General features: G+C 58.8%; 15 protein-coding genes. 9 read left to right on the top strand and 6 right to left on the bottom strand.

The features are described from left to right. Positions 1–563: 563 nt before the first annotated feature. Together E4K65_RS10540 and E4K65_RS10545 are read left to right on the top strand one after the other, a co-directional pair. Complete coding sequence (locus tag E4K65_RS10540; protein WP_135174086.1) at positions 564–1,298, top strand: TetR/AcrR family transcriptional regulator; 735 nt, start codon at positions 564–566, stop codon at positions 1,296–1,298. 326 nt (positions 1,299–1,624) lie between these two features. After that, entirely contained in the window at positions 1,625–3,106 is a 1,482-nt protein-coding gene (locus tag E4K65_RS10545) for an NCS1 family nucleobase:cation symporter-1 (RefSeq protein ID WP_135174087.1), read from the top strand. A 121-nt stretch (positions 3,107–3,227) separates the two neighbouring features. On the opposite strand, the gene E4K65_RS10550 is transcribed toward E4K65_RS10545, so the two are convergent. Further along, positions 3,228–3,746 (bottom strand): hypothetical protein, encoded by a 519-nt coding sequence (locus tag E4K65_RS10550; protein ID WP_135174088.1) that lies wholly within the window; start codon positions 3,744–3,746, stop codon positions 3,228–3,230. 184 nt (positions 3,747–3,930) lie between these two features. Here E4K65_RS10550 and E4K65_RS10555 point away from each other — a divergent pair, with 184 nt between their 5' ends. Then, the gene (locus tag E4K65_RS10555) at positions 3,931–4,836 is read left to right on the top strand and encodes a helix-turn-helix domain-containing protein (RefSeq protein WP_135174089.1); all 906 of its coding nucleotides are present in this window, start codon (positions 3,931–3,933) and stop codon (positions 4,834–4,836) included. A gap of 771 nt (positions 4,837–5,607) precedes the next feature. Here E4K65_RS10555 and E4K65_RS10560 read toward each other — a convergent pair. The 5 genes from E4K65_RS10560 to iolG form a co-directional block, all read right to left on the bottom strand. Further along, positions 5,608–6,612 carry a substrate-binding domain-containing protein gene (locus E4K65_RS10560; protein WP_135174090.1) on the bottom strand — a complete coding sequence of 335 codons (1,005 nt, stop codon included), beginning with the start codon at positions 6,610–6,612 and terminating at the stop codon, positions 5,608–5,610. A 51-nt stretch (positions 6,613–6,663) separates the two neighbouring features. Further along, the gene (locus E4K65_RS10565) at positions 6,664–7,770 is read right to left on the bottom strand and encodes an ABC transporter permease (RefSeq protein WP_235885568.1); all 1,107 of its coding nucleotides are present in this window, start codon (positions 7,768–7,770) and stop codon (positions 6,664–6,666) included. Continuing rightward, complete coding sequence (locus E4K65_RS10570) at positions 7,760–8,500, bottom strand: ATP-binding cassette domain-containing protein (RefSeq protein WP_135174091.1); 741 nt, start codon at positions 8,498–8,500, stop codon at positions 7,760–7,762. Before E4K65_RS10570 ends, E4K65_RS10565 begins: the two co-directional genes overlap by 11 nt. 104 nt (positions 8,501–8,604) lie before the next feature. Then, the gene (locus tag E4K65_RS10575; RefSeq protein ID WP_135174092.1) at positions 8,605–9,726 is read right to left on the bottom strand and encodes a Gfo/Idh/MocA family protein; all 1,122 of its coding nucleotides are present in this window, start codon (positions 9,724–9,726) and stop codon (positions 8,605–8,607) included. Positions 9,727–9,748: 22 nt separating this feature from the next. Continuing rightward, the gene (iolG, locus tag E4K65_RS10580) at positions 9,749–10,741 is read right to left on the bottom strand and encodes an inositol 2-dehydrogenase (protein ID WP_135174093.1); all 993 of its coding nucleotides are present in this window, start codon (positions 10,739–10,741) and stop codon (positions 9,749–9,751) included. 462 nt (positions 10,742–11,203) lie between these two features. On the opposite strand from iolG, the gene E4K65_RS10585 reads away from it, so the two are divergent. From E4K65_RS10585 to E4K65_RS10610, 6 genes are all read left to right on the top strand, one after another. Continuing rightward, on the top strand, positions 11,204–12,151 hold the full coding sequence (locus E4K65_RS10585; RefSeq protein ID WP_135174094.1) for a MurR/RpiR family transcriptional regulator: 948 nt from the start codon (positions 11,204–11,206) through the stop codon (positions 12,149–12,151). 116 nt (positions 12,152–12,267) lie between these two features. Continuing rightward, complete coding sequence (iolD, locus tag E4K65_RS10590; protein ID WP_135174095.1) at positions 12,268–14,109, top strand: 3D-(3,5/4)-trihydroxycyclohexane-1,2-dione acylhydrolase (decyclizing); 1,842 nt, start codon at positions 12,268–12,270, stop codon at positions 14,107–14,109. Positions 14,110–14,153: 44 nt separating this feature from the next. Next, complete coding sequence (iolE, locus tag E4K65_RS10595; protein WP_135174096.1) at positions 14,154–15,053, top strand: myo-inosose-2 dehydratase; 900 nt, start codon at positions 14,154–14,156, stop codon at positions 15,051–15,053. A 138-nt stretch (positions 15,054–15,191) separates the two neighbouring features. Continuing rightward, positions 15,192–16,166 (top strand): Gfo/Idh/MocA family protein, encoded by a 975-nt coding sequence (locus E4K65_RS10600; RefSeq protein ID WP_135174097.1) that lies wholly within the window; start codon positions 15,192–15,194, stop codon positions 16,164–16,166. A 77-nt stretch (positions 16,167–16,243) separates the two neighbouring features. Then, positions 16,244–17,314: a Gfo/Idh/MocA family protein gene (locus E4K65_RS10605; RefSeq protein WP_235885570.1), complete on the top strand. Its 1,071-nt coding sequence runs from the start codon at positions 16,244–16,246 to the stop codon at positions 17,312–17,314. Positions 17,315–17,352: 38 nt separating this feature from the next. Next, positions 17,353–18,162 (top strand): SDR family oxidoreductase, encoded by an 810-nt coding sequence (locus tag E4K65_RS10610; protein ID WP_135174099.1) that lies wholly within the window; start codon positions 17,353–17,355, stop codon positions 18,160–18,162. Positions 18,163–18,415 lie beyond the last annotated feature (253 nt).

The raw sequence follows: 18,415 nt of genomic DNA on the forward strand, positions 1-18,415 counted from the left end.
ACTTACCGCCCGCCGGCCTCCCCCTTACCGGATCGTGTCGGCGCAGTGCGCGGGACGTGCTTCGACATGCCCGGGGTAATTTCGACCACACTGCCGACCACGACGCCGTCGGCTTTGAGTAAGCCGGCGGCCATCATCTCTCAAGCGGCGGGTCAGAGCGCCGACTTATAGGTTGCGGAATACTTGGCTTTCCCGAGCCCGTCACACTGACATGCTGATTGCCGGCTTAAGTGTGGTCTAGACGTCTACGGCATGACGGCGGACCTTTGTTGATCTCGGGCCTCGTGCACACCGGCTATCTAACCGATTGAAACACTTGAACTCTCGCTTCCATCCATCAAAACATCTCGTTCTGGCCCGATGCCCCTTGTTCGTGTTTTCTCTGGTACCCCAGAAGCGCAACCTCTTGTCTTCGAAAAACACTTCATTCCCAATGGTCCGCCCTAATCGCTTGAAAATGCTAGATAGGAAGGGCACTTTGCGCGCGGAATCGCCAAATCTCAATCCGAACAAGACTCTCCCTCAGCCTTCCCTCGCGGAGGCGAAGCTTCCAATGAGGCTCTATGGCTGCCGCATCCGTCGACAAGCTCAAGCTTTTCCGCATCCGCCGCGCGCCAAAAGGCGGCCGCAAGGCGGCGCCAGGACCTGACATCGAAGGAAAAATCCTCGATGCCGCGGAGTTCGTTTTTGGGCATTTCGGCTTCCGGGGAGCGACAACGGCGCTGATCGCCAAGAAGGCGTCTATCGCAAAACCCCACATCTACTACTATTTCGAGGACAAGGAGGACCTGTATCGCGCAGTGCTGGAGCGCGCGATGAACATGTGGGCACGAGACATGGACAGTCTCGACATGACTTCCGACATCGAGACCATCCTCGTTCGCTATATTCACAAGAAGATCGATTTCTCGCGAGATCATCCTCATCTGTCGCGCATCTATGCCAACGAAATCATCAGCGGCGCGCAATTCATTGGCACCTTCATTGAGAAGGTCTCGACCCCCTTGCTGCTCGCCAAAGTCGAGACGATGGAACAATGGGCAGCGAGCGGGGCGATTCGGCAGATCAGCGCTGTCGATCTTTTCTTCTGCATCTGGGCGATGACCCAGGCTTATGCTGATTATTCCAGCCAGATGATCATCATGAAGGGCAAGAGACAGCTCGAAGAGGCTGACTACGCCGCGGCCAAGGCGACGATCGTCCAGCTCGTCCTCGGCGGTCTCGGCCTTGAAGGCAGCAACAAGCCGGCGGACCGGACCGTCCTCGCGAAGCGAGCCCCGCCCAAGTCTGGCGCCTAGCCTATTGTTCGGGCGCCGCTTTTTCCGGGCGCTTCCTCGCTTTCACCAAACCAGACTCGCTTCAACCTGCTCGGCTATCGCGGCTGGTCCTGCAACTCAATCTCCGGTTGCTGGCAACGATTGCGCCAGAGTCCGGCCATCAAATCACAAATTCGTGTTTGTAAAATACTTTTATCGATCGTAAAACTATTTTTTATCTATCGTTATAGAGATGGCATATCGCTTGCTTCGATCCGATCGTCCGCAAAGCGCGGGCATCAACAGCAGGGACTGCGGCTTCCGACGAGGGCAGTTGCACCTGCGCCAGCAAATGCGAGGTAGAGGACATGTCATCCAAGAGCGGCGACGTTCCCACGCTGATGATCACCGGCGCCCATCCGAAGCTTTACAATCACGACCTTGCTCCAACCGCGCCTGAGGGGCGCACCTGGGGTGTATTCAGCCTGTTCGCGATGTGGATGTCGGACGTCCACTCCGTCGGCGGCTACACGTTCGCTGCGAGCCTGTTCTTCCTCGGCCTGACCGGCTGGCAGGTGCTGATCTCCATGTTGGTCGGCATCACGGCGGTTTACTTCCTGATGAACCTGATCGGACGCCCGTCGCTGCGCTACGGCATTCCGTTCCCGGTCGTTGCTCGCATCTCATTCGGGGTGATGGGCGCCAATCTTGCCGCCATGGTGCGGGGCGTCGTTGGAATTGTCTGGTACGGCGTGCAAACCTATTTCGCCTCGAAGGCCGTGCAGGTCCTGATCGTCACCCTGGTGCCGTCGGCCGCCGATCTCACCCACAACAACATCGTCGGCCTGTCTACGCTCGCGTGGTTCAGCTTCCTCTTCATGTGGTTGTTCCAGCTTCTCATCTTCCTGAGCGGCATGGAGCGCATCCGCCGCTTCATCGATTTCTGCGGGCCGGTGGTGTACGTCGTCATGTTCGCGCTGGCGATCTGGATGCTATGGCAGGCCGGTTTCTCGAGCCTGTCTCTCCAGCTGAGCCCGCCGGCAGCTTCCAACGCCGCCACGATTGGCGTGATGGCGAATGCCGCAATGCTGATCGTGGCCTACTTCTCGGCGCTTCTGCTCAATTTTGGTGACTTCGCCCGGTTCGGCAAGAATGAACAGGCCATGAAGATGGGCAACCTCCTCGGCCTGCCCGTCAACTTCCTGGTCTTCTCGATCATCACGGTGATCGTGACGGCCGGTACGCTGAAGGTGTTCGGGGAGGCGATCATGGATCCCGTGCTGATTGTAGAGAAGATCGGCAATCCGTTCGTCGTCATCGTCGGATCGATCACCTTCATCGTCGCGACGATGGGCATCAACATCGTCGCCAATTTCGTTTCGCCGGCTTACGACATCTCCAACCTCAATCCCCAGCGAATCAATTTCAGATTGGGGGGCCTCATCACGTCGATCCTGTCGGTGCTGGTGTGCCCGTGGCTGTTCGTGGCAAGCCCGTCCGCCATCACGCTGTTCGTCAGCATCTTCGGCTCCGCGCTCGGACCGATGTTCGGCATCATGATCGCCGACTACTATCTCGTGAAAAAGCAGATCGTGACAGTCGAGGACCTCTACACGATGTCGCGGAGCGGCGCGTTCAACTATGACGGAGGCTGGAATCGCAATGCGCTGATCGCCCTCGCCCTATCCGGCACGCTGTCCATCGGATTGTCCCTGTTCGGTGCCTATGGACTGATCTTCAACGTCGGCGACTGGGGATGGCTCATCGGTGCCAGCGTCGGCGGATTGATCTACCGAGCCCTCTCGAAGGAGCAAGGGCCGGTTTCCATCATTGTCGGAGCGGGCGAATGAAGTCCGGAGTTGCGGGGCGACCGCCATTTGGGCGGCGCTCCCGCGACACTCTAAGCATGCGCGTTCGGTCGAACGCGCATGCAAGCCTGACACGACGTCGCAGTGATCGGCGGGGATGTCGCTACCTGTTGCCAGCCCCTTCGCCGGTCTTGACTGGATGCAGGTCTGCAACCGCTTCCTCCAATATGGTAGCAACCTCCAGCAGCGAGATCACCAAGCGAGGCATCCGCCTGAGCCTCTCGTCGACCGCGACGGCGAACAGATCGTCCCGCTTCCGGCTACCGAGCAATCGCCATCGCCCGAAGCTGATCTTGTGGACGTTACCAGAGACATATCCGACGGACGCCCATAATTGCTTCGATTCCAGCAGGAGCTCGCCGGCCATCCGATCCATCACGGTGACGATCGCGATCAGATCCTCGGTCGCGGCCGCCAAACCGTGTGCACGGCTGCCCGGATTGTTGTCATGTGACGTCCGCTCGGCCGGCATCTTCGATAACGGCCTAGCTTGCAATTCAGTGAGTTTGTCCACAAGCGCGGCGAACCGGGAGCGGGCAGCGCGGACGAGATCTTCCAGGAAGGACAGATTGGTCTGCGCCGACGCCGACATGACGTGCGGTTTGATCGTTGTGAAATACATCAATGCTCCGGAGACAACACGTGAAAGTTGAAGTGTTGCCTAAATCTAGGGTCACCCGACCCGAGGCGCTTGAATGTCCTGAGCCACGATTGATCAAAACGAGCCTGCAAGGAAATCAGGCAAGGGCATCAAAACGGAACGCAGACTGGGCCGATCGTCTTCGGCCGCGCATTGGGAGTACATCATGACCGATGAAGGCCTCTACGGCGATCGGCTTGCGAAGCTATTTCCAATGATCCGCGATCCAAACTCGGGCCTCGTCAAGTCGCTACAGAAGGGAACGTTCGCCGCGGTGCGGATGGCATATTCCGGACCGGTCGGCGATCCGACGTTGCCGTCGCCTCCCGACGAGGCCTTCGCACTCTGCCTTCGGCTGCGGCATCAGAGAGCTGAGACATGGCTGGATGGCCGATACGCGCCCAAGGGCGCCTTGAAGGACGAGACGAGCATCTACGATCTGCGATGCGAGACGATCGTTCACTTCTATGATCCGTTCGACTTCCTCTATCTATATCTGCCGCATAACGCGCTAAGTGAGCTGGCGAACGAACTTGAAGTTGGTCGCGTTCAATATGAGGTTGCATCGGGTGCAAACTTCCTCGATCCCATCGTGGTTCATCTAGGTCGTTGCCTACTGCCCGCCCTGGAAAGACCTCAAGAGGCCAACGAACTGTTCGTCGGCCATGTTGCGATGGCACTTAATATTCATTTCCTACAGAAGTACTCGAGCAGCCGACCTGGCAATCGCTCTCCCCGCAGCGGACTGGCACCATGGCAGCTTCGGACAGCCAAGGCATTGATTCGCGCGAATCTCGACGGCCAAACTTCTCTGCATCGGATCGCCAGCGAATGTGGCTTGTCCGCGGCCCATTTTGCCCGCGCTTTTAGAGTCAGCACGGGTACACCGCCGCATCGCTGGTTGATGAACCAACGTATCGAGCAAAGCAAAGCTCTGCTGGCAAACTCAACATTGTCACTGACGGAAATTGCGATCAAATGCGGCTTCTCGGATCAGAGTCACTTCACTAGAGCATTCTCGACGCGGGAGGGTACCACACCTGGTCGCTGGCGACTGATCCGGAAGGACTAGGGTTCAGGCTCATCAGGTCTGCCACGGAGGCGCAGGTTCGGTATTGAGCCGCTAGGCGGCCTCGTCATCTGCTCCGATGTCCGATTTGCACAAGAGCCCTTTCCCCGGAACGTCATCGCTAATCATGCCCTCATAGCTCGTTCGATTTCGTGAGTGTCACGGTGTCACGCGAGATTAGCGCGCTCTCAACACAGGACCGCACACGTTTCTCGTCCTGAGATTTTTCTTAATCTCCCGGTGCACACGTCGTGCACACGCTGCCTTCTAACCAACTGGAAATATTGAACTCTCGCTCCAATCCATCATGGGCCAATTTGAGCAAGTAATGGCTAGCTAGTTCCAGCAACTGAGGTCTAGGTCCATACAATCTGCTCAAAAACCCATTGGAGGAGCCCGCCCGCATGCAGAGTTGCACAGAGTGCGACGCGTGATCGTTGGAACGTTGTGGCGCGGCGCGTAATACACATGTGCTACCGGTAGGACGACGTACTGACCGTGGCCACGCGGCCTTTCGCGCATCTGCGGGAGGACGGCCAACGAGAATGAGAATGCAGACGAAGTCGGCAAGGGCAATCGGGCCGTCCTGGCGAGGACCGACTCGGCTCCGAGCTACGTTTTGTCAGAATCGACGGCAGTATGTCCTCGCGCATTTAGGCGCGGGTCGTGGCGCGCGACGCTCGCACGTCGGCGATCGAAGCCGCACCTGAAATTCGCCGCGACAAAACGATGGGACCGGAGTTGCCTCCCGCCCCATCATTGCAACGAGCAGATTTACTTGCCGATACAGGTGGCGACGGTCGCGGGCGTGCAGACATCAAGACCGGTGTAAGTAGGATCTGCGGGCGCGGGCTTGCCCGATTTCATCGCTTCCAGCGCCAACATCGTCTTATAGCCCATTTCGAACGGCCGCTGGCCGACCTGGCCGAGTGACAGGCCTTCCTTCATCTGATCGATCTGCACCGGCAGTGTGTCTGCCACCACAAGGGCAAGTGCTTTCGAGGCGATCTTATCCTTATACGGTGCCACCGCGGCGCGGTTTGCGTCGGGAATGAACTGCGGGAAACCACCGGTCGGAATGAAGGCATCGAGGTTAGGGTTCTTCGCCATGGTGTCAGTGAACTGCTGGACGGATACCGGGAAGTCGTCATTGGTATAAAGCGGACAACCCTGAATCTCGGTCCAGCCGTTCTGGCCCGTCAAGCGGTCACCGGGGGAGGCCGCCGATTTCTTGCCCGACAATGTGTCGCGAATTCCCTGCATCCGCTCATTGTGGTTAGCCGCAGCCGCGCCGCCAGACTGGATGCACACCGTGCCGCCCTTCGGCTTGATCTGCATGGCGAGTTTGGCGAGGTTCGTGCCGATCTCGTAATTGTGGGTGCCGATATAGGCGGCGCGCAGGGCCTTGCTGTCAGGCAGGAGATCGGAGTCCCAGGTAAGAACGGGAATGCCGGCCTGCTTGGCAGCTTGCAATGCCACAGCTACGGCCGCGGCATTGGATGGCGATACGGCAATGCCATTCACCTTCTTGGCGATCAGATCCTGGAGGATTTGCACCTGCTCCTCGCCGCCGCCGTGCTCACCGGGACCTATATACATACATTCAAAAGCCCCCTTCGATTCCGCTTCGGCTTTCTTGCAGCCGTCGCGAGCCTGATCGAAGAACGGGTTGTTCATGTTCTTCGGCACCAAAGCGAAGATATCCTTCGCCTGCGCGCCGGACATCGCCACAGATATGGCGCCGAAGGCGATAGCCGTGCCTAAGAGAAATCCCTTCATCTCGTTTCCTCCTCGTTGACCTTCACTGATTGCCCGCAGTGAATTCGGCTTCTAACGATGCTTTCTCGGCAACAACCGCTCCAAAATGGCTGCAACGATCGACTTGCCACCGGTTTGCATGCCGAGAAGGACCGCGAGAATGATGAAAGCGCCGACAAATGCGCCCTGCCAATTGGAATCGATGCCGGCCATCAACAAGGCATTGCGGATGACCTCCAGAAAGGCCGAACCGATGAAAGCCCCGAAGGCGGTGCCGGCCCCGCCCATCAGGTTCGCGCCGCCGATCACGGTCGCTGCGATGACGCGCAGCTCATAGCCCTGCCCCATGGCATTGATGGCCGAGCCATTGTAACCGAGCAGCAAAAGCGAGGCCAACGACGCGGTGAAGGCGGAAAAGACATAGGCTTGAAATTTGATCCAATCGACCGGGACACCGGTGAGCCGAGCAGCCTGCTCGTTGCCGCCTATCGCAAATAGATGGCGGCCCCAGGCTTTCGAATTGAACACATAGCCGACGATGAGAGCCAGCCCAACCATGACCCAGAAATGCGAAGACAATTCCGGCATCCAGAGCGGTGCCCAACCCACCGGCGCGCGCAAAGGCCATTTCGCCTGACCGATGGCTCTGACGATGGGTGCGTCGGGCCCGAACTGATAGAGCATCTGATTGGCCGAAAACACCACCGCAAGCGACCGCGCGATTGACAGCATTCCAAGCGTCACGACGAAGGAAGGCATACCGACATAGGCCACGAAAAACCCGTTGACCATGCCGCACGCGATCCCGGCGATCATGCCCATCGTGAAGGCGACATACCAGGAATAATGCCAGGTGAGGAATAGGCCGGCGACAATCGCCACCAGGCCCATCACGGACCCAACAGAGAGGTCAATGCCGCCGGTGATGATGACCACGGTCATCCCCATCGCCATGATTCCGATCGGCGCGAAGTTACGCGTGACGTTGGCGGCATTTTCGACGGTGCCGAAGCTCGGTTCATTAATGGCCATGACCATGACCAGGGCGACGAGCGCGATCGTCACCCAGAACGGTTGGCTCGCGATGAGGCGCGCAGTAAAGGTCTGTTCCTTGTTCTCCACGACATCTGAAATTGCGGCATGACCGATTTCGGTCGTCTTGATGAGATCATGCTGCACGGATCGCTCCCGTGATCAGGCCGGTGATTTCTTCCGGCGATGTCGACGTCGTGGCTTTGTCGGCGACTTTGGTGCCGCGCCGCATGACGATGATGCGGTCGCTCACCGCGAACACGTCGGGCATACGATGGCTGATGAGGATGACCGCCACACCCTGGTGCTTCAAGCGGCGGATGAGCTCGAGCACCTCGGCGACCTGACGCACCGAGATGGCGGCGGTCGGCTCGTCCATCAGAACGAGCTTGGCGTTGGAAAGCCGGGTGCGGGCGATGGCCACCGCCTGACGCTGGCCGCCGGACATTTTCTTGACCAGATCGCGCGGTCGCGTTTCGGACTTCAGTTCGTCGAACAATTGGGCCGAGCGGTCGATCATCGCCTGCTTGTTGAGCACTCGGAAGGGCCAGAACCCCTTGTTTAGCTCGCGGCCGAGGAACACGTTTTGCGCGGCGGTGAGATTATCGGCAAGCGCGAGATCCTGATAAACGACTTCGATGCCCTTGGCGCGCGCCTGGATCGGCTTATGGAAATGGCAGACTTCGCCGTCGACGAGAACTTCCCCATCCGTTGGCGGAAAATTCCCGGCAATCAGCTTGACCAGAGTGGATTTGCCGGCACCATTGTCGCCCATCAACCCCACGACCTCGCCGGGCTCGATCGACCAGCTGATGTCGTTTACCGCGTGGATGGCGCCAAAACTCTTCGATACGTTGCGAACTTCAAGCAGAGCCACTCCAGCACCTCCCCTGTCATGCAGCTCTTCCGGCTGCCTTCGGTTCGACTATTTTATCGTAGCCCAGGCTGCCCCCTGCACCTCGGCGGCAATGGTCGTCACTCCTACTCTATCGCTTGCCACGCCCGCACTTTGGACGATCGAACCGCCGTATCGATGATCTTCTGAATTTCCCAGGCTTCGCGAAAATCCGGCCCGCGCCTCTCTCCACCAGCAATCGCTTCCAGGAATTCCGCAACCTCGATCGTCTTGAGATCGTTGAAGCCAAGTTGGTGACCCGGCGCGACGCAGAACAGCCCGTAGGGATGATGCTGGGGCCCTGCCTCGATACGCGTGTAACCGCTATGGCGTGGATCGCCGCTGGTGCGGTAATGAAGCAGTTCATTGAGGCGTTCCTGCGTATAGGCAAGAGACCCCTTTGCGCCGGTCAATTCAAACCCGAGCAGCATTTTTCGTCCTGTCGCCACCCAGTTTGCTTCAATCGTTCCCCGGCATCCCCGCTCAAATCGCACGGTAAGGCGCGCAATATCATCGACTTCGACGGCGCGGCGCTCCGATGCGCCGGCGCGGATGGGGCGGCTCTTGACGACGGTTTCCAAATCAGCATCGACGTGACTGATGGGGCCGAGAAGAAAACGGGCCATTCCGATGATATGGCTGCCGAGATCGGCAATGGCACCCGCTCCACCGCTGGCATCCACGCGCCAATTGTAGGGAGCTTCCGGATCCGCCATATAATCTTCAGCGTGAATGCCGCGAAAGCCGGTGATTTCGCCGAGTTCTCCTGCCGCAATCATGGAACGTGCAAGTTTCAAGATCGGATTTTTGATATAGTTATAACCAACCTGCGTCACGACGCCCGCAGCTTCAGCGGCCTCCATCATGTCCTTTGCGGCATCGGCATTTGGCGCGATCGGCTTCTCGCAATGAACGTGCTTGCCCGCCGCGAGGGCCGCAAGCGCCATTTCGCGATGAACGGTATTTGGCGCCGTGATCGAGACAACCTCAATATCCGGGTCATCGACGAGCGCCTGCCAATCGGTTCGCCAGCGGCGAAAACCGAATTGCTTGGCGGCTTGCTCCGCCGCGTCCCCATTGATATCTGCAACCGATTGCAAAACAGGACGCAGGCTGCCCGGGAAAATGCCGGCAACGGCCCGATAGGCAAAGCTATGGGCCTTGCCCATGAAGCCGGTGCCGATGACGCCTACGCCAATATCACGCATGTCGTCCCCATCCCTATTCTGATCAGACTTTGACAGCTCGGCCCGTCAGGGCAGACTCAAGCGCACAGTCAGCCAAACGAAGCGCCTGGCGACCGTCATGTGGGGTGGTAGGCATTGGCGAACCGCTTTCGATTGCATCGACAAATTGATCGAATTCCGCCTTGTAGGCCTCGGCATATCGCTCCAGGAAGAAATTCAGCAGCGGGTCGCGCACCTCCGTCCCAGTCTTGCTCCAACGCCGGACCGTGGTTGGCCGCAGATTTTCATTTAGCAGCATTCCGCTCGATCCAAAGATTTCCATCCGTTGATCATAGCCATAGACCGCCTCGCGGCAGCAGTTGACATGACATTGTCGACCCGATGCCGTGCGCATCTGAACCATGAGCGTGTCGAAATCGTTGAGTTCGGCCAATCCAGGATCGACAAGTCGGCTGGCCGTCGCCATCACCTCGATCGGCTCTTCGCCGAGCAGCCAGCGCGCCATGTCGAAATCGTGAATCGCCATATCGCGAAAGATACCGCCGGAATGACGGACGTACTCACGCGGCGGCATTCCCGGGTCCCGGCTGGTGATAATGACCTGCCGCACGTCGCCGATTTCACCAGCATCGATCGATCTGCGGAGTTGCCGGGCGCTCGGATCGAAGCGGCGGTTGAATGCCACCATCACGCGGCCGTTCAGCTGCTCGACCTCGTGGACAGCAGCATCCACTTTGGCGATGTCGAGATCAATCGGCTTCTCGCAAAGCACGGCCTTTCCCTTCCGCACCGCGTGAAGCATCAAACTGACATGAGTATCCGTCGGCGTGCCGATAATGACGGCATCGACATCACCTCGCCCGATCGCCGCAACGGGATCAAGAGAGGCCTCGCAACCAAGATGATCGGCCAGATCCTTGGCTGCGGTGCCGTATGGATCGGCAATTATGACAAGCTTTGCCTTAGGATTTCCCGCCACGTTGGCCGCATGAATTTTTCCAATTCGTCCAGCACCAAGAATTGCAACTCGCAACATATTGGAAGCTCCGGCCTATCCTGGGGTCAAGCGATTCCCTTCGCCAAGCCCGCATTGGATGCGCTGACGTAAAGGACACTGGTGTAATGCGGGCAACCTCGTCCTGCACAACGCTTCGAGGCGATTGAACCTCAGCAGCCAGCACGTTGGCGCAAGGTCGTCAGGACGCGATGAAACTGTCTGTCAGACTCACCTCCCATGATCGCAACAGCTTGTGCGGCTCTACTGTCGTTGGACAGCGAGCAAACCTGCTCTTGCGACCTCAGTGACGTTTCCTCGTTTCGAGCTTTGCTTCGGCGCATTCCGCGCGCCTTCACAATTATCGTTGCTTAATTCCAGATTTGCAACAATAATTTCACTATCAGCAAAACGAACTTTTCGGCCCTGACGAATGACGCGGATTCTAAAACGCCAAAGAAGTTGATTTTCAGGCGGCGAGGGAATCGCAGGCGAGGAACGAGAATGCCGACCAAGCGCAGCGGACCAGCAGCGACAATCCCGAAAAATTATGAGGGGATCGTCAACTTGATCACTCGGGAATATCCAAATTTGTCGACTGGATTTCAGCAGATCGCGCGATTCTTGACGCAGAATCCAAATGTGGTGGCGCTCGAATCGATCAATGCCGTTGCCGCCAAATGCCAGACGCATCCATCGAGCCTCGTCCGCTTCGCGCAGAACCTCGGCTACTCCGGCTTCAAACAGCTGCAATCGGTTTTTCAGACAAGGCTGGCCACTGCTGCCCCCGGATTTCGCGAGCGCATCAGCGCTCTCGAAAGTGAGCTTTCACGAAATAAGGACCACGGGAGTCTCGGTTATTTGCGGGATCTGGTCGTGCGCGACATGGCGGCACTTCAAGATCTTCTCGAAGTCATATCGGAAAAGACTCTCGCCGATACCGCCAAACTGCTTGTGCAGGCTGAAACAATTTACATTGCTGGACAACTTCGATCCGAACCCATCGCATCATTGCTCAGGTATCTTCTGACGATGCTGCGCCGCCGTGTCGTCCTTCTCGACCCTGCCGGAGGTCTGGCGCAAGAGATGGCGACGACCATGACCGACCGCGACGTCCTGATCGCGATCGCATTTCGACATTATGCAAAGGAAGTCGTCGTCATATCCGAGGTGGCTGTAACCAACGGAACTCACATCATAGCCATTACGGACAGCCAATTGTCGCCCCTTGCGAAGGACGCCCGGACACTCTTCACGATTCCGGAGGACGAATATCTGTTCTCCAGGTCGCTCGCGGCACCGATGTGCTTGGTCCAGTGCATTGCGATGGCGACGGCTGCCCTGCTTCAGCCGGGCCAGGACTCGACGCCACGAATTCCGACGGTGACCGAAATGGCGCGCAACCGAACTGTCGCGCAAACACGGCAGCAAAGGCGTTCATCCAAGCGATGATATTGAGCGATCCGACTTTTGGCAATTTATCTTGCTAAAGTACGAAATGACAATAAATATTGCCGAAACCGAATATGCACCATCGAAGGTGATCGAGAATTTCGGGAGGAACGCGCATGCCGACGGTTCGCTGCACCATGGCGCAGGCCTTGGTTCGCCATCTGTGCAATCAGTTTACGATCATTGATGGCAGAAAGGAGATGCTGTTTCCCGGCGTCTTTGCCATTTTTGGTCATGGCAACGTCACCTGCCTGTCGGAAGCCTTGGAAGCCGTAAAAGACACCCTACCGACCTGGCGTGGTCAGAATGAGCAGTCGATGGCGCTGGCTGCCATAGGCTTCGCCAAGGCCAAGCGCCGCCGCCAGATCATGGTGGCCACCTCCTCTATCGGTCCCGGCGCACTGAACATGGTAACTGCCGCCGGTGTTGCCCATTCCAACCGCCTGCCGGTCTTGCTGCTCTCCGGTGATACATTCGTCAATCGCCGCCCCGATCCGGTCATGCAACAGGTCGAGCACTTCGGTGACCCTTCGACCAACGTCAATGACGCCTTCCGTGCCGTGACGCGCTATTGGGATCGCATTACCCACCCGGAACAGATCATCTCGTCGCTGCCGCAGGCTGTCGCTGTCCTGCTCGATCCGGCGGATTGCGGCCCAGCTTTCATCGCGCTGCCGCAGGACGTACAGGAGATGGCCTGGGACTATCCGGAAGCCTTTTTCAAACCGACCGTCCATGCCATTCCGCGTCCGCGCGCCGACAAGGATCGTCTGGCTCAGGCGCTCGAAATTCTCAAAAGCGCCAAGCGACCGCTGATCATTTCAGGCGGAGGCGTACGCTACTCCGGCGCCGAAGACGTTCTCGGCGCATTTGCAACGGAGCACGGCATTCCGGTTACCGAAACCATCGCCGGCAAAGGTGCGTTCACGCACCATCACCCAGCTCATATCGGTCCGATTGGCATCGTCGGCTCAACCTCGGCCAATGCTCTGGCGGCTGAGGCCGATGTCATTCTGGCTATCGGCACCCGCTTGATGGATTTTACCACGGGATCATGGACGTGCTTCGCGCCGGACGCGAAATTCATCTCGATCAACGCCGCGCGCTTCGACGCAACCAAGCACCAGGCCCTCGCGGTCATCGGCGACGCGCGCGAAACCCTTGCCGAACTGGCAGCCTCCCTCAAAGGATGGAAGTCAGACGCCAAATGGACAAATCACGGCGAATCCGAGTTCGCCAAATGGAACGCCGCGCTCGATTCCTACCAAAAGCCCACCAACGAACCCGTTCCGACCTATGCGCAGGTGGTTGGTGTCGTCAGTTCGCATGCCGGCGAGCGCGACTATCTCATTGCCGCCGCCGGGGGCCTGCCGGGCGAAGTCATGAAGAACTGGCGCGTCAAACAGCCCAATACTTTCGACTGCGAGTTCGGCTTCTCCTGTATGGGCTATGAAATTGCCGCCGGATGGGGTGCGGCCATGGCTGACCCAACCCGCGTTCCGATCGTCATGGTGGGTGACGGCACCTATATGATGATGAATTCGGATATCTATTCAACCGTCCTCAGCGGCCACAAGATCATCGTGATCGTTTGCGACAACGGCGGTTATGCCGTGATCAATCGCCTGCAGAACGGCAAGGGCGGCGCGAGCTTCAACAACCTGATCAAGGATTGCCGCGTCACGCAACCGTTCTCCGTGGACTTTGCCAAGCACGCCGAATCCATGGGGGCGCTCGCGCGAAAGGTCGAAAGCCTCGCAGATCTCGGTGCGGCGATGGACTGGGCCATGAGCACCGACCGTACCACGGTCTTGACCATCGTCTCCGACGCTTTCACCTGGACACCTGGCGATGCCTGGTGGGATGTCGGCGTGCCGCAAGTCAGCGCTCGCGAGAGTGTTCTTGAGGCCTCGAAAGGCCAACTCGAGGGCAGAAGGAAACAGCGTGTCGGCGTTTAACACCGTTGCATGCGCATAGGCAGCGACATTCCTCGGAGATTCTTATGAAGGCGAAATTGGGCATCGCACCGATCGCATGGTGGAATGACGACCTTGAGGAACTGAGCGACGACGTATCGCTCGAAGAATGTTTGCGTCAAGCGGGCGTGGCCGGCTTCACTGGTATGGAGACCGGGCGCCGTTTTCCGATGGATGCAGCAGTGCTCGGCCCGATCCTGAAAACCCACAAAATGAGCGTCTGCGGCGGCTGGTTCTCCGGCCTGGTGCTTGACGGTGATTTGGAGGAGGAAAAGCAACGCATTGCCCAGCAAATGGCCCTGTTCAAAGCCGTCAACGCGCCCTGCATCGTTTACGGCGAATGCGCACGCACCGTTCAGGGCGACCGTTCGAAGCCTCTGGCAACGAAGCCCAAGCTTTCAGAGGACGAAATCAAGATCTATGCCCGCAAGATGACGACGTTCGGCGAATGGTGCGCCGAACAGGGCATGCCGCTATCCTATCACCACCATATGGCGGCCGTGATCGAGACCGAGCCGGAACTCGACATGTTCATGAAACACTCGGGCGAAGGCATCCCGCTGCTTTTTGATGCAGGCCACATGGCTTTTGCAGGCGGCGACGTCATGCGCGTCATCGACAAGCACCACAAGCGCATCACGCATGTTCACACCAAGGATGTGCGCTTGGATGTGATCGACGAGCTTGACCGCACCAGAGAGAGCTTTCTCGATGCGGTCGTAAAGGGCGCCTTCACGGTGCCTGGCGACGGCTCGCTCGACTTCGCCTCCATCGTCGGACGGCTGGCCTCCTATGGCTATGAGGGCTGGTTCGTCGTCGAGGCAGAGCAGGATCCAAAAATCAATCCACCGCTTGCAATGGCAAAGAAGGGACACGCGGAGCTGGTGCGCGTGATGGCGTTGGCTGGCTATGAGGTCGTGCAATGAACCGCGGGATCAGAAGGAGTGCGTGATCCCCGGCGGTACACCGGTGGCTCGGCGCGGCGATTGCCCAGAAAGGCCATTGCGAACGGATCGAACGCGTCCGAAAGGCGTTTGGTCGGAGAAGCCTAGAGGAGCTAAGAAATGGGCGTTGGCGTGGGTGTCATTGGAACGGGCGTGATGGGTTCAGAACATGCGCGCCTTGTGAATCGCGAGGTCCCCGGCGCGCATCTGGCGGGGGTCTTCGATGCCGACGCCACCCGCGCGAAAGCGGCCGCGGCGGGCGCCACTGTCTTTCCTGACCCTCGATCCCTGATTGCGTCAGATCGCATTGGAGCTGTCATCATTGCTACGCCGGACGCGACCCATGGGGAGCTGGCCCTGGCCTGCCTCGAAGTCGGAAAGCCCGTGCTGTGCGAAAAACCGCTGGCTTCCTCGGCGGCGGAGGCCCTGCGCGTGGTTCAGGCGGAAGTTGCGTTGAAGCGCAGGCTGATCCAGGTCGGCTATATGCGCCGGTTCGATCCCGGCTATCAGGAGATGAAGCGGATAAAGGACGACGGCGGTGTGGGGGCAACCGTCTTGCTGCACAACGTCCACCGAAACGTTAGTGCGCCGGAGTGGTTTACCGGGCCGATGGCGGTGACGAATTCATTCGTGCATGAAATCGACATCAGCCGATGGCTAACCGGATCGGAAATGGTCTCGGCTCATGTCGCCAGCGGGCCCGGCGGCGAACCGCTGATGATCACGATGCGGACCGACCGCGACGAGATCGTGTCGACCGAAGTCTATATCAACGCCGCCTACGGCTATCATGTCCATGCCGAACTGGTAGGCCGGCAAGGAACAGTCGCGCTAGCGCTGCCTTCGCTCACGATGCGCAACAAGGACCGCATTGGCGGAGTCTCCTATCCCGGCAATTGGATTCCGCGCTTTGCCGACGCCTATCGCAGGCAGTTGACGGACTGGATCAGCGCGGTGACGACAGGAACTCCGGTCGGGGCAAGCGCCTGGGACGGCTACATGGCCTCGGCCATCGCCGAGCAGATCGCAGCAGGTCTAACCGAGGACCGTGCGACGACGTTCAAATACCCGTCACGTCCGTCGTTGTACGACTGAACCCATAAGCCGAACCACAGGCGGAACGTTTCATCCCCTTTTCAGGCGTTGCATCGGCGAAACTCGGGAGAGAATTGATGATCAACTATGCCGTCGTCGGCGTCGGCTGGATCTCGCAGCAAGCGTTTCTGCCCGGCGTGGTTCAGTCCGGAAATTCGCGGGTTGCCGCCATCGTAACGGGCGATCGCCCGAAGGCGGCGCGGCTCGCGGACTTCTACGGCATTGGCAAGGTTGTCGGCTATGATGGCTACGACGCCCTGCTGGACGACCCCGGAATCGACGCGGTTTACATCGCCTTGCCGAACCACATGCATGCTGATTTCGCCATTCGGGCGGCGCGTGCCGGCAAGCACGTCATGGTCGAGAAGCCACTCGCCGTCAGCGCAGACGAAGGCCTCGCTATGATCGCCGCTGCGCGCAGCGCCAACGTATTTCTGATGACGGCTTACCGGCTGCACAACGAACCTGGAACCATCGCCGTCCTCGAACACATTCGCGCTAACACAATCGGACGGCCGCTGTTCTTTCAGTCGCTGTTCAGCTTCCAGGCGTCGCCGGGGAATCATCGGTTGCAAGCAACGGCCTGGGGTGGGCCGCTTCAGGACGTCGGCGTCTATTGCATCAACGCCGCCCGTCACATCTTTGGAGAAGAGCCGATCGAAGCCACAGCGACGGCGCACCGGCCGGTCGACGATCCGCGCTTTGGCGAGGTGGACGCCTCGGTGGCTGCAACGTTGCGATTTCCCTCGGGCGGCCTCGCTCAGTTCGTCGCCAGCTTCGGGGCAGCGGCCGTCGACAATTACCGGGTCGTGGGAACGTCGGGCGACCTGGAACTCGATCCCGGCTTCAGATTCGAGGCTGCGACACGGCTGCGGCTGCGCCGTGACGGAAAGATGACCGAGACCCAGTTTCCGCAGATCGATCATTTTGGCGCGCAGGTCGCGTATTTCTCGGACTGCATCAAGTCAAGAACGCCGCCGGAAGCGGATGGCGACGAGGGTTTGGCGGACATGCGCGCACTCCTCGCCATCGAGCGGGCCGCTTCAACCGGACTACCGCAAGCGATTTCGGTTCATCCGCGCTCCCGCCATCCGACTCCCGACATGGTGCGGCTTACTCCCGTAACTGATCGTCGCCTCGTTCTCTGATTGCCAATGCCGGTTACAAAAATCGAAGGACAATCGTCATGAGTGGACTGACTGGAAAAGTTGCGGTTGTTACCGGTGGTACCCAAGGGCTCGGCGCGGCAATCGCGCGGTTGTTTGCCGATCGCGGCGCATCCGGCATTGTAACCTGCGGCCGTTCTGCGGCAAAAGGACAGGCAAAAGCCCGAGAAATTCAGGATGCAACCGGCACGAAGGTCGTGTTTGTCGCCGCCGATTTGAGCAAGGTCGAAGACTGCCGGGCCGTCATCGCGAAAGCCGACGTCGAATTCGGCCGGGTCGACGTGCTGGTGAATGCTGCTGGAGTGACGGATCGCGGCACGATCCTCGATACGTCGCCTGAATTGTTTGACAAGATATTCAATGTCAACGTTCGCGGTCCGTTTTTCCTGATGCAGGAAACGATCAAGATCATGCGCCGTGAAAAGATCGCGGGCAACATCGTCAATATTGGTTCGATGTCGGCCAAAGCCGGCCAACCGTTCATCGCTGCCTATTGTTCGTCCAAAGGCGCCCTGGCAACGCTTACGGAAAATACGGCCTATGCCGTCATGCGTAATCGTATCCGCGTCAACGGGCTGAACATCGGATGGATGGCCACCGAAGGCGAGGACCGGACTCAGATCGAGCATCATGGTGCAAGCTCGGACTGGCTGAAGCAGGCGTCGGCCGCCCAACCATTTGGCCGTCTCATTGACCCCCATGAAGTTGCGCGCGCCGTTGCATTTCTGTCGACGGATGAGTCAGGTCTGATGACGGGGTCCATGGTGAACTATGACCAGTCAATCTGGGGCGCATACGGCTCCTCGCCACAGCCTGAGTCCGCGCTGTAGACCAAGCGCTGCTCTCCTTTCCACCAAGCGGGCCACGGTCGAGATTGAAGCAGCTTCGTCTCTGCCTCCTCGGAAGCCTCATACGGGTGCGCACGAGGTTTGCACACTTGGCGCTATCCTTGGAGAGATCGCGGCGGCCATATTCACTGGAGGAGCTTTGTCCAGACCAGCCCAACGCTTCCGTGGCTCCGTAATACCCTACATTTCCGGCTACGTCATAGCGGCATCCCGCCTCGAGGGCGTCGCACCGGCT

It is taken from the genome of Bradyrhizobium niftali (assembly GCF_004571025.1).
Classification (GTDB): Bacteria; Pseudomonadota; Alphaproteobacteria; order Rhizobiales; family Xanthobacteraceae; genus Bradyrhizobium; species Bradyrhizobium niftali.